The 21,953-nt window shown below is 34.9% G+C and carries 24 protein-coding genes and 1 pseudogene; 22 read left to right on the top strand and 3 right to left on the bottom strand.

The features are described 5' to 3' along the window. Complete coding sequence (locus BLV68_RS01345; protein ID WP_093750087.1) at window positions 1–711, bottom strand: ZIP family metal transporter; 711 nt, start codon at window positions 709–711, stop codon at window positions 1–3. 146 nt (window positions 712–857) lie between these two features. On the opposite strand from BLV68_RS01345, the gene BLV68_RS01340 reads away from it, so the two are divergent. The 3 genes and pseudogenes from BLV68_RS01340 to BLV68_RS01335 all read left to right on the top strand — a co-directional run bounded on the left by BLV68_RS01340 (window position 858) and on the right by BLV68_RS01335 (window position 3,494). Next, window positions 858–2,204 (top strand): DNA methyltransferase, encoded by a 1,347-nt coding sequence (locus BLV68_RS01340; RefSeq protein WP_200773590.1) that lies wholly within the window; start codon window positions 858–860, stop codon window positions 2,202–2,204. A gap of 3 nt (window positions 2,205–2,207) precedes the next feature. After that, complete coding sequence (locus BLV68_RS15620) at window positions 2,208–2,471, top strand: hypothetical protein (RefSeq protein ID WP_200773589.1); 264 nt, start codon at window positions 2,208–2,210, stop codon at window positions 2,469–2,471. Next, window positions 2,452–3,494 (top strand): annotated as a pseudogene (locus tag BLV68_RS01335) (TdeIII family type II restriction endonuclease). The gene BLV68_RS15620 and the pseudogene BLV68_RS01335 overlap by 20 nt, the downstream one beginning before the upstream one ends. 63 nt (window positions 3,495–3,557) lie before the next feature. On the opposite strand, the gene BLV68_RS01330 reads toward BLV68_RS01335, so the two are convergent. Beyond that, entirely contained in the window at window positions 3,558–4,316 is a 759-nt protein-coding gene (locus BLV68_RS01330; RefSeq protein WP_093750085.1) for an acyl-CoA dehydratase activase, read from the bottom strand. A 22-nt stretch (window positions 4,317–4,338) separates the two neighbouring features. After that, window positions 4,339–5,499: a double-cubane-cluster-containing anaerobic reductase gene (locus BLV68_RS01325; protein WP_093750083.1), complete on the bottom strand. Its 1,161-nt coding sequence runs from the start codon at window positions 5,497–5,499 to the stop codon at window positions 4,339–4,341. Window positions 5,500–5,741: 242 nt separating this feature from the next. Between BLV68_RS01325 and BLV68_RS01320 the strand changes: the two genes are divergently transcribed. From BLV68_RS01320 to BLV68_RS01235, 19 genes are all read left to right on the top strand, one after another. Then, window positions 5,742–6,800: an L-threonylcarbamoyladenylate synthase gene (locus BLV68_RS01320; protein WP_093750081.1), complete on the top strand. Its 1,059-nt coding sequence runs from the start codon at window positions 5,742–5,744 to the stop codon at window positions 6,798–6,800. Window positions 6,801–6,812: 12 nt separating this feature from the next. Further along, window positions 6,813–7,277, top strand: coding sequence for a low molecular weight protein arginine phosphatase (locus BLV68_RS01315; RefSeq protein ID WP_093750079.1), 465 nt, complete (start codon window positions 6,813–6,815; stop codon window positions 7,275–7,277). A gap of 165 nt (window positions 7,278–7,442) precedes the next feature. Then, entirely contained in the window at window positions 7,443–7,886 is a 444-nt protein-coding gene (gene rpiB, locus BLV68_RS01310) for a ribose 5-phosphate isomerase B (protein ID WP_093750077.1), read from the top strand. Window positions 7,887–7,929: 43 nt separating this feature from the next. After that, complete coding sequence (gene upp / locus BLV68_RS01305) at window positions 7,930–8,559, top strand: uracil phosphoribosyltransferase (RefSeq protein WP_093750075.1); 630 nt, start codon at window positions 7,930–7,932, stop codon at window positions 8,557–8,559. A gap of 126 nt (window positions 8,560–8,685) precedes the next feature. Beyond that, entirely contained in the window at window positions 8,686–9,855 is a 1,170-nt protein-coding gene (locus BLV68_RS01300; protein ID WP_093750073.1) for a M20 family metallopeptidase, read from the top strand. A 169-nt stretch (window positions 9,856–10,024) separates the two neighbouring features. Beyond that, window positions 10,025–11,065 (top strand): glycosyltransferase family 4 protein, encoded by a 1,041-nt coding sequence (locus tag BLV68_RS01295; protein ID WP_093750071.1) that lies wholly within the window; start codon window positions 10,025–10,027, stop codon window positions 11,063–11,065. Between the two features lies 1 nt (window position 11,066). Then, window positions 11,067–12,179: a non-hydrolyzing UDP-N-acetylglucosamine 2-epimerase gene (gene wecB, locus BLV68_RS01290; protein WP_093750403.1), complete on the top strand. Its 1,113-nt coding sequence runs from the start codon at window positions 11,067–11,069 to the stop codon at window positions 12,177–12,179. 13 nt (window positions 12,180–12,192) lie between these two features. Then, window positions 12,193–13,911, top strand: a complete 1,719-nt coding sequence (locus BLV68_RS01285) for a sigma 54-interacting transcriptional regulator (RefSeq protein ID WP_093750069.1) — start codon at window positions 12,193–12,195, stop codon at window positions 13,909–13,911. Window positions 13,912–14,388: 477 nt separating this feature from the next. Continuing rightward, window positions 14,389–15,570 carry an acetyl-CoA C-acetyltransferase gene (locus BLV68_RS01280; RefSeq protein ID WP_093750067.1) on the top strand — a complete coding sequence of 394 codons (1,182 nt, stop codon included), beginning with the start codon at window positions 14,389–14,391 and terminating at the stop codon, window positions 15,568–15,570. A gap of 190 nt (window positions 15,571–15,760) precedes the next feature. After that, the gene (gene atoD, locus BLV68_RS01275; RefSeq protein WP_093750065.1) at window positions 15,761–16,417 is read left to right on the top strand and encodes an acetate CoA-transferase subunit alpha; all 657 of its coding nucleotides are present in this window, start codon (window positions 15,761–15,763) and stop codon (window positions 16,415–16,417) included. Next, window positions 16,417–17,076 (top strand): CoA transferase subunit B, encoded by a 660-nt coding sequence (locus BLV68_RS01270; protein WP_093750063.1) that lies wholly within the window; start codon window positions 16,417–16,419, stop codon window positions 17,074–17,076. The genes atoD and BLV68_RS01270 overlap by 1 nt, the downstream gene beginning before the upstream one ends. A 143-nt stretch (window positions 17,077–17,219) precedes the next feature. Beyond that, a complete protein-coding gene (locus BLV68_RS01265) occupies window positions 17,220–18,569 on the top strand; it encodes a short-chain fatty acid transporter (protein WP_093750061.1) in 1,350 nt (449 codons plus the stop codon). A gap of 99 nt (window positions 18,570–18,668) precedes the next feature. Beyond that, on the top strand, window positions 18,669–18,794 hold the full coding sequence (locus BLV68_RS16065) for a hypothetical protein (RefSeq protein WP_268807601.1): 126 nt from the start codon (window positions 18,669–18,671) through the stop codon (window positions 18,792–18,794). Window positions 18,795–19,156: 362 nt separating this feature from the next. Further along, complete coding sequence (locus tag BLV68_RS01260; protein ID WP_093750059.1) at window positions 19,157–19,384, top strand: AtpZ/AtpI family protein; 228 nt, start codon at window positions 19,157–19,159, stop codon at window positions 19,382–19,384. A gap of 4 nt (window positions 19,385–19,388) precedes the next feature. Then, entirely contained in the window at window positions 19,389–19,784 is a 396-nt protein-coding gene (locus BLV68_RS01255) for an ATP synthase subunit I (protein ID WP_159428574.1), read from the top strand. A 61-nt stretch (window positions 19,785–19,845) separates the two neighbouring features. Further along, window positions 19,846–20,517 (top strand): F0F1 ATP synthase subunit A, encoded by a 672-nt coding sequence (gene atpB, locus BLV68_RS01250; protein WP_093750055.1) that lies wholly within the window; start codon window positions 19,846–19,848, stop codon window positions 20,515–20,517. Window positions 20,518–20,550: 33 nt separating this feature from the next. Next, entirely contained in the window at window positions 20,551–20,835 is a 285-nt protein-coding gene (gene atpE, locus BLV68_RS01245; RefSeq protein WP_093750053.1) for an ATP synthase F0 subunit C, read from the top strand. A gap of 65 nt (window positions 20,836–20,900) precedes the next feature. Beyond that, complete coding sequence (gene atpF / locus BLV68_RS01240) at window positions 20,901–21,410, top strand: F0F1 ATP synthase subunit B (protein ID WP_093750051.1); 510 nt, start codon at window positions 20,901–20,903, stop codon at window positions 21,408–21,410. Further along, window positions 21,398–21,940 (top strand): F0F1 ATP synthase subunit delta, encoded by a 543-nt coding sequence (locus BLV68_RS01235; RefSeq protein ID WP_093750049.1) that lies wholly within the window; start codon window positions 21,398–21,400, stop codon window positions 21,938–21,940. The genes atpF and BLV68_RS01235 overlap by 13 nt, the downstream gene beginning before the upstream one ends. Window positions 21,941–21,953 lie beyond the last annotated feature (13 nt).

The following is a 21,953-nucleotide window of genomic DNA, read 5'->3' as shown; positions in this document are numbered from 1 at the left end:
CTAATAGTATAACAGTATCCCAATTATAAATCCTAGTACCATACCGATTGATGAAGCCCTCCCTGTGTGGAGGGTTTTAGCATTGGGGATTATTTCATCGGTGATTATATATAACATGGTTCCTCCTGCAAAAGCTAAACATAAGGAGATAAACATATTCGAAATCATGCCTATATAAGCTCCTAAAAAGGCTCCAATACCTGTAGGAATTCCTATTAAGAGGGTGTAGAGTACTATCCTTAATGGAGATTTTTTACCAACTTTTAGGGGTAATGCCATAGCCAAACCTTCTGGGATATTATGTAGTAACATGGCTAAGGAAAGAAGAGGTCCCAAATCTGATTGGACTAAAAAGCTTGAGCCTAAGGCTAAACCTTCTGGAAAATTATGTACCGCTATGCTAATTCCTAGTAATAAGCTACTTTTAAAAAAGGGGTTATCTGATTTAAGACTAATATTGCTTTCTACATATATGACTAGCAGTATTCCACATACAATGCCTATAATGGAAGGATAATAACCTCCAAGAATAAAGGATTCAGGTAGTAGATGGAAAGTAACTATAAAAAGCATAAATCCGCCAGTTAGGCCTAAAAGGAAAGATAATACCCTATCAGTATTCCAAATAAACAAGGAAGCTAAGCCACCAAGTCCAGTTCCAATTACTCCAACAAAAAAACCATATGCGGTTATGATCCATAAATCCAACATATTCTCACCCTTTCTATATATCATATTCAAAGGGTGAGATAATAGAACAGGATTTTGTATAAGAACAGATGTATTGATTATTTTCATGAAATATGTTAAGCTGTATTGTGATAATTACATATTCAAGTACAAGGGAGGATATGTTAATGAGTGTTAGTCAAGATGAATTGATGACAATACAAGAAGCTAGCCAATGGGCCAGCTCTTATTTAAATAGGGAAGTTACAGCCTCCAATATATCCTATTTGATACAATATGGAAGGATAAGAAAGATAGATGATAATGGCAATACTCGCGTTTTAAAGGGCGATTTAATTAAATACTATGATTCCTACTTAGGAAAAAGGGAAATAAACTGGAAAAAACAATTGGGATATGACTTGAATTGGGAGCTATCCTTTGATAATTTGAAGGAATCAGATACAACCAAACATGTCCACAGATTACATCCCTATAAGGGGAAATTTATACCCCAATTAGTGGAGTATTTCTTAGATGACCATATAGATGATTATAAGAAGGAGGTTTACTTTAGAAAAGGGGATATTGTACTTGACCCGTTTTGCGGCAGTGGAACTACATTAGTTCAGGCCAATGAGTTGGGGATTCATGCCATAGGAGTAGATGTATCAGAATTTAATGCCTTTATAAGCAATGCTAAAATAGGAAAGTATGATTTGCAAAGGATAAAAAGAGAGTCAGACAGGATATTAAAAATGTTGTCTCAAAGGGCTACTGCGTTAAAAATACTGGAGTTCGAAGAAGAACTATCCACAAGGTTATCGGAGTTTAATAGTGAATATTTCCCATCTCCTGAATTCAAGCGTAAAGTCAGAAATAAGGAAATAGATGCAAAAAAATATGGAAGGGAAAAAGAAGAAGTGTTTTTATCTGTTTATGAGGATTTAATTCATAAATATGATATTGAACTAAAACAGGACAAAGCTCAAACTTTTTTGGATAAATGGTATATCAAAAATATAAGGGAAGAAATAGATTTAGCCTTTAGTTTGATTAATGAAATTGAAGATTTAGGAACTAGAAGGATATTAGGGCTTATTCTTAGTAGGACTATGCGCTCCTGTAGAGCAACTACTCATTCTGATTTGGCAACATTGAAGGAACCCGTATTAACCCCCTACTATTGCCACAAGCACGGGAAAATCTGTAAACCCTTATTTACTCTAACTAACTGGTTTTGTAGGTATAGTGAGGATGCAGTTAACAGATTAGAGGAATTCCACAACATAAGAACCAATTCCTATCAAATATGTTTAACTGGTGATTCTAGGAGTATAGATATTTTTGCTGAAATAGAGAAAGAGAATAAAGAGTTTTATGAGCTACTGGTAAAAAACAAAATAAATGGCATTTTTACCAGTCCCCCTTATGTAGGATTAATTGATTATCATGAACAACACGCTTATGCCTATGAACTATTTGGTTTTAATAGAAGAGATGATTTGGAAATAGGTCCTCTTTATAAGGGGTAGGGATTGGAAGCTAGGAAAGAATATGTAAGGGAAATTTCAAAAGTTCTAATTAACTGTAAGAAGTATTTAGTAGATGATTTTGACATATTTTTAGTAGCTAATGATAGGTATAATCTATATCCTGAAATAGCCAAGAGATCAGGATTGAAAATAGTAAATCAATTTAAAAGGCCGGTACTGAATCGTACGGAAAGAGATAAAAGGGCCTATTCAGAGATCATATTCCATATGAAAAGGGGTAGCACATATGGAGATTTCAAAGGATAAATTAGAAAAACTATCTCATTTAGTGATAAATGTACTATTTAAACGATTTGAAAATTTCCCCGGTGATTCAATGAATAATAGAAACGCACCCTTTCATGAGGCTTTTTTGCAAGCTTTTTCTGATAAGTTTCAAGGCAAGGTAGTAGATATACCATTTTTCATAAGTCTTAGCAGTTGGCTACACGGACTAAATACCACATTAGGACAAACCTTTTTTGAAGGGGCTGCCCATATACTAGCAGACGGGGAAAAAGGGAATATACATCTAAGAAGTTAGGCAATTTGCAAATTTCAAAAGTCCAAAAGGCTAATATTAATAACATTATGACTGAGTTAAGCAATTCCACTAGAACGCCCAATGTAAAAGAGGAGAATAAAATTCTAATGGTTAGGGATTCATCAGAAAGGGAAAATGCCATAGACTTTTCTTGTGATGTTTTTATTGAAGATGAGGATAGCATAGTTGCCATAGAATTGAAATCTGTAAAGCCTAACTCTGGACAAATGTCAGAAGAAAAGAGAAAAATACTAGAAGGAAAGACTGCCTTATTCGAAAGTTTCCCCGGTAAAAGGATTAGCTTCTACATGGGTTTTCCCTTTGATCCAACAGCTGAAGAGCCTTTTGAAAAAGATAAGGATAGATTCATGGATTCGATTATCAACTGTAGGAAATATTTTGATGAAAAAGAAATTTTACTTGGAGATGAATTGTGGAATCTGTTATCTGGAATCAGTAATACAATGGAGAAAGTAATAGATATAATAAATAGGATTGCAACTCCTGATTTTTTAGATATTTATAATTTTATTAACGATAAATCAAAGAGACATTTAGCTAAGTATAGGCAGTATCTAGAAAGATGGAATTTATTCCGAGAGTTAGAATTATTGAATAAGGACCAAATGATTAAGGAAGAGATAAAAGGCAACAGTAGTCTAATCAGAATTTATAATCAGCAGGTATTTAAAAAGGAAAAATATAACTGGGAAAGATATTACGCTTTAAAGGAAGTAGTAAAATAAAAATTAAGCAGGAATTTGTTTCCCGCTTAATTTTTAATATTTACTATACTTTGTTTGTTCCTATTAAAACCCTATAATCGCAGCTCCTATGGCCCCTAAAAATTGGGATTCTTCCGTAGATATTATCTCTACTCCTAATTTTTCTTCCAATAGCTCCTTTAATTTATTGCTCTTAGAAACTCCACCAGAGAAAAATACCTTTTCCTCAATATCCATTTTGCTAACTAAGGAGTAGGTTTTATTGCAAACCGATTGAAGAAGGCCTGCTGCAATCTTTTCCTTAGGGGTTCCCTCTGCAATAAGGCTTACTACTTCTGATTCTGCAAAAACGGTACACATGGAGCTAATATTGACTGGTTCTGCCTTTGATGCTAGTGTGGATAATTCACTAATGTCAATTTGTAAGGCGTTAGCCATTACCTGAAGAAATCGTCCCGTACCTGCAGCACATTTGTCATTCATCAAAAAATCTACAACCATACCCGTATCGTCCAGTTTAATTACCTTGCTATCCTGTCCTCCAATATCTATTACAGTTCTAATTCTTGGGTTTATAAAATAAGCTCCTTTTCCATGACAGGTAATCTCCGTTACCTTCTTATCTACAAAGGGTAAAGAAACCCTTCCATAGCCTGTACCTACTATGGATTTAACTTGGCTCCTGGGGATGTTAATCTTTTTTAAAATATCCTTTAGAAGCTGTTCTCCTACTCCTTTTGGACTCCAGCCAGTAGGTAAGATTCCTGTAGCTATTATCTTTTCTCCATCGAAGGCAGCTATCTTTGCTGCAACAGAACCTACATCTATACCAATACTAATCAAGATATCACATCCTTGCAAATCTTTAAGCGTTGGCTTTAGTGTTTATAGTTTCTAAAAATGCTTCTACTCTAACCTTAATTTGGCCGATATCGGAATCGGAATAATCGGTTTCTACTTGTAAGAATGGTAGATTTAATTCGTCTTTAACGAAATTCTTTACGAAATAGGATTCAATATTGTAAGTATGGCAAGCTTGCCATGTTAAATCTACTACTCCATCAACGGAGTATTCTTCTACTAATCGTTTAATTAGGTCTAATCTTCTATTATTAGGAGTCATACAGGAACATGGAGTTGAAAGATATTTTTCTGCTAATGCAGTAATTGGATCCTTTTCTTCGTCTACCATTACATCAAGGCCTTTATAACCAGTACAATTTTCTAATGCTACTACAGAAGCTCCTGATTCCTCTAAAATCCTTATTATTTTTTCTGAACCGCTGCCTACTGGGCAACCAGTTAATAGGATTCTAGGAGCATTTTCATCGAAGGCAAATTTTCCTTCCTTAATTCTTTCTTCTACTTCTTCGATTAACCTTTCAATTAACTCTATACCTGCCTCCTTGTCCACATTAAACCCTTTCAACCATTGAGCTAACATCATGTCCATTCCAGATAATGGTGCAGGTTTATGTGCATTTAGCTTATGAAGCCTTTTCATAGCGTCCCTTTCTCTGTTCATTAGCTTAATAGCACTTTTAAGCTTTTCTTCTGTAATCTCTACATCAAATTGTTTTTCTAAAAAGTTTTTGAATTTGATAATTTCATTTTTCCAAAGCTCTAATGTTTCTTCCCCTTCAGCAGTTTGAGGGAGGTTCATCACATGCATAGGCTTTATTTTACTCATCAATTCATACATTTTTTTCTTGCCATCGCAAGTGGTTTCTGCTAACAACACATCGGAAAAATAGAAATAAGGACATTTATCGGTGATTGCGAATCCATAACTGGATTTAATGAGGGGACATAGGTTTCGTGGAAGGTGTTTTTCTGCTTCTTCAATTGGATCCTGAGTAGTTCCGCATAAAGTAACTGAAATGGCATCAGCCGCTAAAGCTATTTCCTGAGGTGAGAACACACAGTACATTCCCACTACTTTTTTTCCAGCTTCATGGGCTTCCTTGATCTTAACCGAATTTACACCTCTTAGGGCTTCTACTTCTTCCATTATTTTAGGTCTCATATTTATCTCTCCTTCGCTATATTAAATTCCCATATAAGTGTAACATTAAAAATAAAAGGCTTCCAATTAGGAATCTTTATTGATAACAGGTTTCAATAAATTCAGCTTATATTTGAAGCTTACAAGAAGAAATTAGATGAGGATTATAGGAATATTGCCAATATGAAATTAAAGAAAATTATTCAAATATGGACATAATAATGTATAATAGAATTTGAGAAAAGAAGAAAAGAAGGGACATTATGGGGAAAATTAACACAAGAATAGTAAAGATAAATGGAATAAATCCAGAAAAGGAGTTAATAGAGGAAGGGGCTAAATTCATAAGAGCAGGGAAATTGGTGGCTTTTCCAACTGAAACCGTTTATGGACTAGGGGCAAATGGTCTTGATGAAGCAGCGGTGGAGGAAATATTTATTGCCAAGGGAAGGCCACAGGATAATCCATTAATTCTCCACGTTTCTTCTTTAGAAGAAGTAAAACCTTTGGTAAAGGAAATATCTAAAGAAGCAGAAATCTTGATGAAGGAGTTTTGGCCAGGGCCTTTAACTTTACTGTTTAAAAAGAGTACTTTGGTTCCAATGATAATAACTGCTGGTCTTGATACGGTGGCAATTAGGATGCCCAATCATCCCATAGCTATTGAGCTAATAAAATCAAGTGGCGTGCCAATTGCTGCACCTTCTGCCAACACTTCAGGTAAACCCAGCCCTACTAGTGCAGAACATGTTATTGAGGACTTGTATGGGAAAATCCACATGATAATGGATGGAGGTACTACTGGGGTAGGTCTTGAGTCTACTGTATTGGATTTAACGGTTGAAACGCCTATAATACTTAGGCCTGGTGGAATAACTTTGGAGGATTTGAAGGAAATACTGCCAGATGTAGAACTGGATGCAGCTATGATTAAAGATGATAATAAATTAGTACCTAAATCCCCAGGACAAAAATATAGACATTATGCACCTAAAGCCGATATGTTCGTCTTTGTAGGCCAAGTGGAGGATATAGTGAAAGCTATTAAGGAGAGGGCAGGTCAACTTATTGAAGAAGGTAAAACTGTAGGAATTATGGCAACTGATGAAACTGAACATGAATATGAAAGAGGAGTCATCATGTCTGTAGGTAGCAGAAAGAATTTGGGGACTATTGGCCAAAATTTATTTAATGTTATTAGACGTTTTGATGAGAGAAAGGTAGATATAATTTTAGCAGAAGGTGTTGAATCATTTCACATTGGAACAGCCATTATGAATAGATTAAAAAAGGCTTCGGGAGGTAAAATAATAAAGGTATAAGGAGAGAGGAATGTGAAAATACTTTTCGTTTGTACGGGCAATACTTGTAGAAGTCCTATGGCTCAAGTTCTTCTTGAGAAAATTGCTAAGGATAAGGGTTTAAACATAGAGGTAAAATCTGCAGGAATATTTGCTCTAGATGGCCAGAAGGCTTCAGCAAATGCCATTGAAGTTATGAAACAGGAAGGAATAGATTTAGAAAACCACAGAGCAAGAATCATTCACAGGGATTTGCTTGAGGAGGCAGATCTAATCCTTACCATGTCTAAATCCCATAAGGAGGCTTTATTGTCAAAGTTTGATTTTGTAAAAGGAAAGGTCTATACTTTAAAGGAATATGCATATGGAAAGGAAGAAGACATAGAAGACCCCTTTGGAGGAGACATAAGGGATTATAGAAGAGCTAAAGAAGAGATAAAAGAAGCACTTAAGCAATTGACAACTTTAATTAATGGACAATTGACAGGTGATAATTGATAATTTTAAACAATGCACAATGTACAATTCACAATTGCTAGGGTCATTTTATGGCTAGGCTTAGGACTTAAAAGAAACCATCCTAACAAGAAGACCCAAGCACTAAACTAAAATAATCGTGGATTGTGAATTGGGAATTGTGAATCGAAAAAAGGAGTGATAAAATTGAAAGTTGGTATAGGCAGTGATCATGGCGGGTTTGAATTAAAGGAATATATTAAAGAATACCTTGAAAAGGAAAATATAGAATATGTAGATTATGGTACTTATTCACAGGATTCAGTTGATTACCCAGATTATGGAGAAAAATTATCAAAAGCCGTTGTCTCTGGAGAAGTGGACAAGGGGATTGCTATATGTGGAACTGGAATAGGCATATCTATAGCTTGCAATAAGGTAAAGGGAATTAGATGTGCTCTTTGTAGTGATACCTATTCAGCTAGAATGAGTGTGGAGCATAATAATGCCAATATACTAGCATTAGGAGGCAGGGTATTAGGAAAAGATTTAGCGTTAGAAATAGTGTCTGTTTGGCTAAAGGCAGAATTTCAAGGTGGCAGGCATGGAAGGAGGGTCAATAAAATATCTAGATTAGAGTCCAATTTATGATATAATTATATGGGCTTTCATACTATAGGAAAGGAGTTTTTTTATGGGAAAGGTTATCGTATTAGATCATCCTTTGATCAAACATAAACTTACATTCGTTAGGGATAAGAATACAGGACCTAAGGAATTTAGGGAATTGGTTAAGGAAATTTCAACTTTGATGGCTTATGAAGTTACCCGCGACTTACCTTTAGAAGAAGTTGAAATAGAAACACCTTTGGCTAAAACTAAGTCACAGGTTATCTCAGGGAAGAAATTGGGTTTAGTGCCTATTTTAAGGGCAGGACTGGGCATGGTTGAAGGAATGTTAGACCTGCTTCCAGCAGCAAAGGTAGGCCATATAGGTCTATATAGAGATCCACAGACTTTAAAACCTGTGGAATATTATTGTAAATTGCCAGAAGATGTCGGAGAAAGGGAATTAATAGTATTAGACCCTATGTTGGCGACAGGCGGTTCAGCAGATGCTGCAATAAACTTTCTTAAGAAAAAAGGAGCTCATTCCATAAAATTAGCTTGCCTGTTGGCAGCACCTCGGGGATTGGAATTAATACAAAGTAATCATCCAGATGTAGATGTGTACTTAGCAGCTATTGATGAGGGGTTAAACGATCATGCTTATATAGTTCCAGGAATTGGAGATGCTGGAGATAGATTGTTCGGAACAAAATAGTAAAAGCGAGCTAATTTTAGCTCGTTTTTTACTATATATTCGTAATAGGGATAAATGTGGAATGTTACAGCAATAACTGGTCAGGCAGTTCTACAAAACAAAAAGAAATCAAGTGGAGGTGGCTCTATGAGAGTAAAAGTTCTATCTTTAATAGAGGAAATTAAGGATGAGTTAATAGATCTAAGTAAATATATTTATGATAATCCTGAATTAGGTTATGAAGAGTTTAAATCGTCTAAAGCCCATGTGGACATTTTAAAGAAATACAACTTCAATGTAGAGGAAAGTTACTTAGGAATGAAAACTGCCTTTAGGGCTGAATACAAAGGAGAAAAAGAAGGGCCTACCATTGCTTATTTAGCAGAGTACGATGCCCTGCCAGATATAGGCCATGGTTGTGGGCACAACTTATTGGGAACTGTCAGCACGGGAGCAGGAATTGTACTAAGTAAGCTTATAGGTGAAATAGGCGGGAAGGTATTGGTCATTGGAACCCCTGCTGAGGAAACCAGCGGTGCAAAGGTAGTAATGGTGGAGAAGGGAGCTTTTGATGGTGTAGATGTGGCCATGATGGTCCATCCAGATGCGGAATACTATCAAAGTGGTACATCTTTAGCTTTAGAAGCCATCCAATTTACCTTTAAGGGCAAATCTTCCCATGCAGCTTCAGCACCGGAAGAAGGAATTAATGCATTAGACGGAGTGATTCAAACTTTCAACGCCATTAATGCATTAAGGGAGCATATTCTTCCTACAGCTAGAATTCATGGAGTCATAATAGAAGGGGGAAAGGCTGCAAATATAGTTCCTGACTTAGCTATAGCACAGTTTTATGTTAGGGCAACTACTAAGAAATACTTAAAGGAGTTAAGTGAGAAGGTTAAAAATTGTGCTAGGGCAGCTAGCTTAGCCACTGGGGCTGATTTGGAAATTACCAATTATGAAATATCCTATGATAATATGGTTACAAATAAAACCTTATCACAAAGATATAATGAAAATTTAAAGAGCCTAGGGATTGAGGATTGTGAAAAGATTAAGCATACTACTGGCTCTTTAGACATGGGAAATGTAAGCCATGTATGTCCTGCTATACATCCCTATTTTGGCATAAAGAGAAACTCTCGAATAGTTCCCCATACACGGGAAATGGCTGAAGCAACTTTAACTCCTGAAGCTCATGAAAGCATGGTTAAAACTATAGCAGCATTAGTGCTTACTAGTGTAGATGTAATAGTTGATAAAGAACTATTGAAGGAGATTAAAGAGGAGTTTAATAGCAACAAGGATATATAGATTTTTATAAAAACATAAATCCTTTGCTAATGTATCTAAATGTAATAAATTATGCTTAGCAAAGGGTTTATGTTAATTATTGTAACTTTATTGTTACTTCTCTTACATTGACTAATTTACAGTAATAATATAAAATTTTAGGGAGAACTTAAATAAGGGGCGAGGATTTATGGAAAATGCTTTAGTACCATTTGTTATATCGGCAGTCATATCCTTTTTTATGACTCCCATAGCAAAAAAGTTAGCAGTAAAGATTGGAGCAGTAGATATTCCCAAGGATGAAAGAAGGGTACATAATAAACCCATGCCATTATTGGGAGGGTTGGCAATTTATATTGCTGTAATTATAACTTCCTTATTATTTTTGCCAAAGGATAGAACATTAATATCCATTATAGTTGGAGGTAGCATAATATTTGTATCTGGTTTTTTTGATGATATAAAAGAATTAAGTCCTAAAGGGAAATTGATATTTCAATTAGTAGCTGCAATCGTTTTGATACTTGGAGATGTAAAGATAGATGCTATAACGAATCCTTTGGACAGACCTGGGGCTGTATTATCTTTAGGAATTTTTGCCGTTCCCATAACTATTTTTTGGGTAGTGGGGATTACTAATACATTGAATTTAATCGATGGATTAGATGGGTTAGCAGCAGGAGTGGCCATGATTGCTAGTCTATCTTTTTCATTGGTGGCCAATAAATTTAATTATATTCCCGTTATCATAATGTCAGCCATAGTAGCTGGAGCCTGTACTGGTTTTTTACCTTATAACTTTAACCCAGCTAAGATATTCATGGGGGATACAGGAGCTTTATTTTTAGGTTTTATAATGGCAGCCCTATCTATAGAAGGAGTTATGAAATCTGTTGCAACTATTGCTGTTGTAGTCCCAATTATAATCCTTGGAGTACCCATTTTCGATACCACCTTTGCTATATTTAGAAGGTTATTAAATGGGAAATCCATTGCAGAAGCCGATAAAGGACATCTACATCATAGACTTTTGAAACTGGGCTTTTCTCAGAGGAAAACCGTATTAATACTATATTCAATTTCCGCCATATTTGGAATTATTGCCATATTTATCTCGGATGCCAATAGCAATAGGGCCTTTTATGTAGCAGTAATTGTATTTTTAATTACTGTAATACTAGCCAGCAAGATGGGGCTTATAACGGGTAGAAAGGGAGACAAAAATGAATAAGATTAGAGTTATGACCGTATTTGGAACAAGGCCTGAAGGAATTAAGATGGCCCCTATTATTAAAGTTATGGAAAATACTTCTGAAATAGAAAATATAATATGTATAACTGCTCAGCATAGGCGGATGCTGGATCAGGTACTTAACCTTTTCCAAATAGAGCCTGATTACGACTTGAACATATTTAAACCGGGGCAAAGTTTGACGGAGATTACTGTTAGAGCCTTAGAAGGCTTGGAGGAGGTAATTATCAAGGTAAAACCCCATGTATTATTAGTACAGGGGGATACCAGTACCGTTTTTGCAGGAGCTTTAGCAGCTTTTTATCAAAAAGTAAAAATAGGCCATGTGGAGGCAGGACTCAGATCTGGGAATTTATATTCTCCTTATCCAGAAGAAGCGAATAGGAAATTGACAGGAATTCTTGCAGATTACCATTTTGCACCGACTAAGACCAATAGGGATAATCTTTTAAAAGAAGGCTATCCAGGGGATAGGATTTTTATTACTGGGAATACGGTAATAGATGCCCTCCAATATGCCATTAAGAAAGATTATGTATTCAACTTACCACTACTAAATCAGTTAGATTACAATAATAAAAAAATAATTCTACTAACTTCCCATAGGAGGGAAAATATAGGTAAACCTATGGAGAATATTTTTTCTGCAATAAATGAAATTGCTTTAAAATACGAAGATGTAGAAATAGTGTTTCCGATTCATTTAAATCCTAAAGTTAGAGAAATAGCCAATAGGATATTCGATGGCAACCCACGAGTTCATCTGATAGAGCCATTAGACTATGAGCCTTTTACCAATTTAATGGCTAAATCCTATTTAGTGGTTACCGATTCAGGAGGACTTCAAGAAGAAGCTCCGAGCCTTGGGAAGCCTGTGTTAGTGGTGAGGAGGGAAACGGAAAGGCCAGAAGGAATTGAAGCAGGTACGGCTAAATTAGTAGGAACAGATTTTGAGAATATATTTAATGAAATGGATATTTTGATAAGGGATAAAAGGGAGTATGAAAAGATGGCAAATGCGGTAAATCCATATGGTGATGGAAAGGCATCTGAAAGAATTGTAGATATTATTTTAAGATACGGCCTTAAATGATTGGGGGGATAAAATGAATTTTCCAATCCCAAATAGGGAATTTACAACTTTTTTGTTGGACTCCCTTCAGGATGGAATACTCATAGTAGGTGAGGATGGGAAGCTATCTTACGGGAATAGGGCTATTTTACGGATGTTAGACCTTGATGAGAAGGATTTGATTATAACTCACTTTCCGGATTTTATCAAGGATGAAAAATTAAAGGCCTTTTTTGTACTTGATGGAGAGGAAAAGGAAGAAGAATATACTTCCAATGGACTACACCTATTGTTAAAATATATTCCCTATATTAATAAGGGAGCTAAGGTAAATCATATATTCATCGTTAGGGACATTACGGAAATTAAGGATTCTCAAAGTCAATTATTAGAGGAAAAAATGAGTCTAGATATGATAGAGGATTTATTAGAACATGTTTACGAAGGCTTTGCATTGGTGGATAATGAAGGGAAAATTGTAAAGTGGAATTATGAAGATTTATTAGGAATAAAAGAGGAAGATGCCATAGGAAAACATGTAACTGAGGTAATTGAAAATACCCGATTGCATATAGTGGTTAAAACGGGAGAAAAAGAAATAAGGGATATCCAAAGGATACAGGGCTACGATATGGTAGCTAATAGGGTTCCAATTATCAGGGGAGGGAAAATAATTGGAGCCGTTGGAGCAGTGTTATTCAAGGATGCTAGTGATATAAGGCAAATGGCCAAAGAGTTAATAGAACTGGAAAACAAGATAAATGAATATAAGGGTGAGATTGAAAGGTTACAGGATAGCAGATATACTTTTAATAGCATTATTACCCGGAATCCAAAGATGGAGTATTTAAAAAAATTGGGAAGGACTGCTGCCCAATCCAATTCCACTGTATTAATATTAGGGGAATCAGGTACAGGAAAGGAGCTGTTTGCCCAAGCAATTCACAAAGCCAGCTATAGAAAGTTTGGCCCCTTTATTCCTATTAATTGTGCTGCTATACCTCGGGAGTTATTGGAATCGGAGCTATTTGGTTATGAAGCTGGAGCTTTCACAGGAGCAAGGCGTGAAGGTAAACCAGGCAAATTTGAATTGGCTAATGGAGGTACCATATTCTTAGATGAAATTGGAGATATGCCCCTTGATATGCAGGTGAAATTGTTAAGGGTACTGGAGGAAAAGGAGTATGAAAGAGTAGGTGGAAATAAGAAGATCACCTTGGATGCTAGGATTATTGCTGCTACTAATGAAAAAATAGAAGAAGCTGTAGAAAAGGGAAAATTTAGGGAGGACCTTTATTATAGATTAAATGTAATTAATATAGATATACCACCTCTCCGAGACAGGAAAGAGGACATTCCGCTATTATGCGAACATCTAATAGAGTATCTATCAAAGGAATTAAATATGGGAAAAAAGGTAATAGAAAAGGAGACTATGGATATATTAATGGAATACCATTGGCCTGGGAATGTAAGAGAACTTAGAAATGTATTGGAAAGAGCTATTACTATATCTACTCAAGAGATTATATTGCCTCATCATTTACCCGATAGATTGCTGAAAAATAAAATAGAAGTTGTAGGAAAGGATAGGATGTATCCCTTAAAAGATGTAGTAGCAAAAGCTGAAAAGGATGCCATTATTTGCGCCATAAGAAAGGCTAAGGGCAATAAAACATTGGCTGCAGAAATTTTAGGAATCCATAGAACAGCTCTATACAGGAAGATGGAGAAGTATGACCTAGGCTTATAACTGTAGCAAATAATCTACAAAATTGAAAGGAGATGTAGACATTAAGCTACAGTTGATTTTTTATAATAAAAATGAATAAAGCTAAAAATAGAGGTTATTGAAAGGGGTTAATAAGGAGTGTAGCTATAAATCTACACTCCTTTATTTTTTTATAAATGAAGGTGAATTGGATTTAAATGAGCAAAAGCTATGAGACTTGAAAATTAGAGATTATTTTGAATCGAAAAATTTTTTTTAAATCTATAATATTGGAATGATATTTGCAATCAATTATATCAATAATTCATATGTGTAAAAAATAGGAGTGCAATTTAAGTGAGGGCAATTGTGAATAATTTTAATATAGCTGTGACAAAAAATGGAGAATATGCCTTGATAATATGTAAGAACTTTGATAAAATAATAACGAGCTTGTTAAAATAATAACGATGTTATTATAAAATCTATTACTAACATAAAAATTAAGGAGGAGTATAAATGAAAGAAGTAGTTATTGTATCTGCAGTTAGAACTGCAATAGGTACTTATGGGGGAAGCTTTAAAGATGTATCAGCGGTATATTTAGGTACAGCAGTGGCAAAAGAAGCAATAAAGAGGGCTAATATTACACCAGATATGGTGGAAGAGGTTATATTTGGGAATGTTTTACAAGCAGGACAAGGTCAAAATGTAGCAAGGCAGGTTTCAATCCATGCAGGAATTCCAGTGGAGGTGCCATCCCACACTGTAAATAAGGTATGTGGTTCCGGATTAAAGGCGGTAGCATTAGCTGCCCAAGCTATTAAAGCAGGAGAAGCAGATATCATATTAGCTGGAGGAACAGAGAATATGTCCCGGGCTCCTTACTTATTAAAAAATGTAAGATGGGGTCAAAGGATGGGAGATGGAGTTTTGGAAGATTACATGGTAAAGGATGGATTAACTGATGTATTTAGCGACTACCACATGGGTATTACAGCAGAGAATATAGCAGAGCAATGGAATATTACCAGAGAAGAGCAGGACCAATTTGCTCTTAATAGCCAATTAAGAGCTGAAAAGGCTATAAAAGAAGGTAGGTTTAAAGATGAAATCGTTCCAGTTGAAGTACCTCAAAGAAAAGGAGATCCATTAATAGTAGACACCGATGAACACCCAAGATTTGGTTCTACCTTGGAAGGATTGGCAAAGTTAAAACCTGCTTTCAAAAAGGATGGTACAGTAACTGCAGGGAATGCATCGGGAATAAATGATGGGGCAGCTGCTTTAATTATTATGTCTAAGGAAAAAGCAGAAGAATTAGGTATAAAACCTTTAGCAGCTATAGTATCTTATGCTTCAGTAGGAGTGGATCCAAAGGTTATGGGAACAGGGCCAATACCTGCTACTAAAAAGGCATTAGAGAAAGCAAATCTAAAGATTGAAGATTTAGACTTGGTAGAAGCAAATGAAGCCTTTGCAGTTCAGTCTTTGGCAGTAGTTAAGGGTTTAGGATTGGATTCAGAGAAAACCAATGTTAATGGAGGAGCAATAGCCCTAGGACATCCAATTGGTGCTTCGGGAGCTAGAATTTTGGTAACTTTATTACATGAAATGGAAAAAAGAGATGCTAAGAATGGTCTGGCCACTTTATGTATAGGTGGTGGACAGGGAATATCTATGATAGTTAGGCGTTCTTAACGCTTAACTATCAAGTTGTGAAAGTAATGGTTAAAATATAGAAGTGTCTAAGGAGATCTTGGAATGATAGTAGTAGTTTACTTAATAATAGTAAATATTGATATTTTTTCAAAAACTTGATAATATTATAACAAGAAGTAGTGGCAGTTGCAATTAATCAATTGTCCAATTTTAAAATGGGGGTGTTTTAATGGCAAAGGTAGTAACCATAGAAGAAGCCATTAGCCATGTTAAAGATGGGATGACAATAATGGTTGGTGGTTTCTTAAGTTGTGGAACTCCTCACAAGCTAGTGGATGCATTAGTGGAAAGGGGAGTTAAAGATTTAACATTAATTTGCAATGATTCAGGTTTTGTAGATTCAGGAGTAGGGAAATTAGTAGTTAATAAGCAGATCAAAAAATTAATTGCTTCCCACGTAGGAACCAATAAGGAAACTGGTAGACAGATGAATGCTGGTGAAATGGAAGTTGTACTAGTACCTCAGGGAACTTTAGCTGAACGGATTAGAGCTGCTGGAGCTGGTCTCGGAGGAATTTTGACTCCAACAGGTGTAGGAACAGTTGTAGAAGAAGGCAAACGTAAAATAGAAATAGATGGGAAGGAGTATTTATTAGAATTACCTCTAAGGGCAGATGTGGCATTACTATTTGGACAAACTGTAGATAAGGCGGGAAATATTGTATATTATGGTGCTACAAGAAACTTCAACACTATCATGGCTACAGCAGCAGATGTGGTAATCGTAGAAGCTGGAAATTTAGTAGAAGTAGGAGAAATTGATCCAAACAATGTAGTTACTCCCGGTTTGTTCATCGATTATATAGCTGTTGGAGGTGATAGGTAATGGATAAGGACAAAATTAAAGAGATAATAGCAAAAAGGGTAGCTAAGGAATTAAAGGACGGAGATATAGTAAATTTAGGTATTGGATTGCCTACTTTAGTAGCCAATTATATTCCAGAGGGAGTAAATATATTATTTCAATCTGAAAATGGATTTGTTGGATTAGGGCCTGCTCCAAAAGCAGGAGAAGAGGATCCCTACATAGTTAATGCTGGAGGCCAACCAGTGACCATATTGCCTGGGGGAGCTTTCTTTGATTCAGCTACATCCTTTGGAATTATTCGAGGAGGCCATGTGGACGTTACAGTACTAGGTGCTTTACAGGTAGACGAAGAAGGGAATTTAGCTAACTGGATGATACCAGGGAAGATGGTTCCAGGCATGGGGGGTGCCATGGACCTAGTGGTAGGAGCAAAGAAAGTAATAATTGCTATGGAACATACTGTAAAAGGGAACCATAAAATTCTTAAAAAATGTACCCTGCCTCTAACTGCTGCAAAACAGGTGGATATGATAGTTACAGAAATGGGGGTAATGGAAATTGCCGATAATGGCATAGTATTAAAGGAGATAAATCCAGAATTTACAGTAGAACAGGTTCAAGAGGCTACAGAAGCAAAGCTTATTATAGCTGACGACTTAAAAGAGATGGAAGTATAAAGGTTTAATTTAAAATAGCATCTGGTCGTTATCCGGGTGCTATTTATCCAAAATAATATTCAGAATATTCATAATAATCTGGACACTATATGTTATTTAGCAAACATTCTTTCAGTATAAATGCGTTTAGAGGGGGCATTAATATGTTTAAAAAATTCACGAATGCGCTTGTAGTTTTGGTCCAAAAATATTTGCCCGATGCTTTTCTATTTGCAATTTTCATTACATTTATAACTCTAATTCTGAGTGTAGTTGTAACTGGGCAAGGACCGATAACGATGATTAACCATTGGGGAAATGGTGTTTGGGGATTACTGTCTTTTTCCATGCAAATGGCTTTAGTACTGGTAACAGGACATACTTTGGCAAGTTCTCCTCCAATTAAAAAGGCTTTAAAAGCTCTTGCTAAACTAGCTAAGACTCCAACACAGGCAATTATGGCTGTTTCTTTTATTTCTGCTATAGGGTCCTGGCTCAATTGGGGCTTTGGACTAGTAATTGGTGCTTTATATGCAAGGGAATTGGCTAAACAAGTGGAAGATGTAGATTATAGGTTATTGATAGCCAGTGCATATAGCGGTTTCCTAGTATGGCATGGTGGTCTATCTGCATCTATTCCATTGACATTAGCAACACCTACTAATGATTTATCAGTTATGACAGCAGGGGCAGTTACAGAAATTATACCAACATCCCAAACTATTTTTTCATCGTTAAACCTAATCATTTCAGGAGTATTAATATTAACATTACCTTTAATCAACAGGGCTATGCATCCTTCTAAGGAACATACCGTTACTATAGATAGGAAGCTTTTAGAAGAAGAGGAAGCGGTAACTGATGCAGATTACAATTCTACACCTGCAGATAAGATTGAAAACAGCAGGATTATTACTTACATTATTGTAGTAATATCTTTAATATATATAGTGAATTATTTTAGAACTAAAGGTTTTGCATTAAACTTGGATATTGTTAACTTAATTTTTCTAACTTTTGGCATGTTATTTCATCAAACGCCAAGGAGATTTATTAGTGCTATTTCTGAAGCTACAAAAGGTACTTCGGGAGTTATACTACAGTTCCCATTTTATGCCGGGATTATGGGTATGATGACTGGACATACAGGAGATGGCGCTAGTTTGGCTGAGTATATTTCTAATTGGTTCGTAAATATTTCCACAGCTAAAACGTACCCATTGTTTACTTTCTGGGCCGCTGGTGTAGTAAACTTCTTTGTACCTTCTGGTGGAGGCCAATGGGCTGTGCAAGCTCCTATAATGATGCCTGCTAGTATAGAACTTGGAGTGCCTGTAGCGAAAACTGCTCTGGCAATTGCTTGGGGTGATGCATGGACTAATATGATTCAACCTTTTTGGGCTTTACCTGCTTTAGGAATTGCAGGTTTGGGAGCAAGAGATATTATGGGATTCTGCTTAATGATATTATTGTATTCTGGCGTATTGATATCGTTGGCACTTTTATTGCTTTAAAAGTCGTATACTAAAAAGAACCTCTTAATTAAGAGGTTCTTTTTAGTGTATATTGATATAGTAAGCATTAAATTATACATTGGATAAGGAGTTGTATAGATGCCTAAAGTTCTTGAGTCCTTCAAAGTAATAGCCCATTATATAAAAGATTTAAAGGTAGATGATGGAGCTGTTACTATTACAGATATAAAAAATATATTGAATTTGTTAGGGGTGAAAAGATAGTACAGATGGTTGAAGCTGGACAAAACATTTCTGAAAGCACTGTTGTAGTGGAATGCTTACAAACCGGTAAAAGAGTTATTAGAAAGGTGGGTGCTGAAATTTTAGGTTTTTCTTACAAAAATTGTAGTCCAATATTAATTTATTAGTTGAATATTATAGGTGCTAAAGTGATGAATGATATTAGTTTTAATAAGGAAGAAAATTGAGATATTTTGTGAGATATTGTATAACACAGATTATAATTTAATGTATTTTTTGCCTAATAATGTTTGCAATTTTTTTAAATTTAAAGTATATTTATATTATATGAATTTTCCAAGTTAAGGTATATATATTCAATAATTAAGTTTGGAGTGTTTTGCTTGAATAGAAAGAGTGACAAGAACGTGATTCAATACTTGAGCTTAATAACCCAAATAGGTTTATCTGTCATAACTCCTATAATTTTAGGAGTATATTTAGGTGGATTTGTAGACAGGATATTTCATACAGAGATGGTATTTACTTTAGTATTTATCATATTGGGAGCAGGAACAGGCTTTTTAAATTTATTCAAATTAACAGGTAAGCATAAAAATAATGGGAAGTGAAAGGATGTTTAATGACGAAAAATTGGTATTACATATAATTAGCAAAACACTTGTATATAGCTTGATTATTATAGGAATAATGTTTATAGGGATAAGAGATGCGAAACCTTATGTTCTAGGATTTATTTTTGGAACAATTATAGGTATTTTAGGTTTTAAACTAATTGAAAAAACTGTTACGAGAGCAGTGACTATGGAATCGTCAAAGGCTTATTTTTATTCAATATTCCATTACTTCATTAGGTATTCAATATATGCAACAGTATTGATTATAGCAGCTATTGCTGATTATTTAAATTTTTTAACAACAGTACTTGGTCTACTTATGATAAAAATAGTAATTTTTAGCTCTACAGTTATCAATACAGATTATAAAGATTATAAAAAAAATAAAGATTAATCACATTAAAGGAATTTGTTATACTATTATATATGAAAGGTAGAGAGGAGGTTAGAGATATTTGAAAATAGAATTTACATTAAACGTATTTGGTAAATCAATCTTTATACCTGATACTGTAGTTAATGTTTATTTGGTAGTGATAATATTACTTATTTTAGCTGCAATAGTAAATAAAAAGGTAAAACAAGCAAGTCCAGATGAGAAACCTTCAAATTTCCTTAATGTGATTGAACTTGCTGTTGAGGCAGTAGAAAATTTAGTTAAACAGACTATGGGAGCTAAACATGTAAGATTTGCCTCTTACATATTTACTCTTATGGCATTCTTATTGTTTGCTAATCTATTTGGATTATTGGGGTTTACCCCACCTACATCAAATTACAGTGTAACCTTAACATTAGCATTGATAACTTTTATTTTAACCCAATATTATGGACTTAAAACCAATGGTTTATTAGGTTACTTAAAAGGGTTTACTGAGCCAATGGCTTTTTTAACTCCTTTAAATATAATTGGAGAGCTGGCTAACCCTATATCTTTATCTTTCCGTTTATTTGGGAATATTTTGAGTGGGGTTATTATAATGGGATTGTTGTACCAGGCTTTGGGTTATATAGCACCAATAATAACTCCGCCATTGCATGCTTATTTTGACCTGTTTTCAGGGATATTACAGACTTTTATCTTTTCTATGCTAACCATGATATTTATAGGTGGCAATTTAGATTAATATTTTTCTAAAATTTGGAAGGAGGAAATTAATATGTTACAAGGAATAACTAGTGAAGCTTTTATATTAGGATGTTCAGCAATAGGTGCAGGTTTAGCAATGATAGCAGGTATAGGACCTGGTATTGGTCAAGGTCATGCTGCAGGAAAGGCTGCAGAAGCTGTTGGAAGACAACCAGAAGCTCAAGCAGATATTATTAGAACAATGCTTTTAGGTCAAGCAGTAGCTGAAACAACTGGTATTTGTGGATTAGTTATTGCTATAATCCTATTATTCGTTAGACCATTATTGACAGCTTATTTAAATCTAGGATTATAAGGAGAGGGGTTCCAATTATGTAGGAGCCCGATCTCTAATACCCCTTATAAAAAGGAGGCTTAGTTATGTTTGATATAAGGGTAATACCAGAACTCCCATCGATGATCTTAACACTAATAGCAGTTTTGATACTATTTTGGGGGCTTTCAAAATTATTATATAAACCAGTTTCTAAGATACTTAATGAAAGAAAAGAAAAGATTCAAAATGATATAGATAGTGCAAAAATATTAAAAGAAGAGGCAGATAAGTTAAGAGCAGAATATGAAGCCAAGCTATTAGAAGCAAGAAAAGAAAGCCAAGGAATAATTGAAGCTGGAAGAAGAAGAGGAGAAGAAATAAAAGAGAATTTAATAGCTGAAGCTAAGAAGGAAGCAGAAAGTATTATAGAGAGAGCTAAGAGGGAAATTCAAGCTGAAAGGGAAAAGGCCCTTTTAGAAGTAAGGATCCAAGCTGGCGAGATGGCAGTTTTAATTGCATCTAAGATAATTGAAAAGAATGTGGATATGGTTTCCCAACAGGAATTAATAGAAAAATTTTTAGATGAGGTAGGTACGAGAGAATGGCAAAATTAGTAAGTAAAAGATATGCTGAAGCTCTATTTGAAGCAGGTTTAGAGTTAAATGTCTTGGAAAAATTTAAAGAAGATATTGCTTACATTATGGAAATAATTAAAAAAGAAGAAATGCTTCAAAAAGTACTTAAACACCCAAAGATTTCAAAGGATGAAAAGAAGGAACTATTGACTTCCATATTCAAAGAGAAGGTATCCAATGAGTTCCTAAATTTTTTATATATAGTGGTAGATAAAAGAAGGGAAGGATTCTTATTAGAAATATCTAAAGAATTTATTAAACTATACAATGAACATAACAATATTTTAGAGGTAACTGCGGTAACTGCTGTTGAAATGGACAATAAAATTAAAGATAAATTGATTACAATCCTTAGCAATAGGACCAGTAAAACTATAATACTTAATAACGTGATAGATAAGGACATAATAGGAGGAGTTCTTTTAAAGATAGAAAACAAAATCATTGATGGAACTATAAAAGCACAATTAGAAAATTTGGAAAAAGCTATAAAAGGCGCAACAATATAGGAAAGCTGGGGTG

This window comes from Tepidimicrobium xylanilyticum (genome assembly GCF_900106765.1).
Classification (GTDB): Bacteria; Bacillota; Clostridia; order Tissierellales; family Tepidimicrobiaceae; genus Tepidimicrobium; species Tepidimicrobium xylanilyticum.
This window is presented reverse-complemented; position numbering and strand designations above follow the sequence as displayed.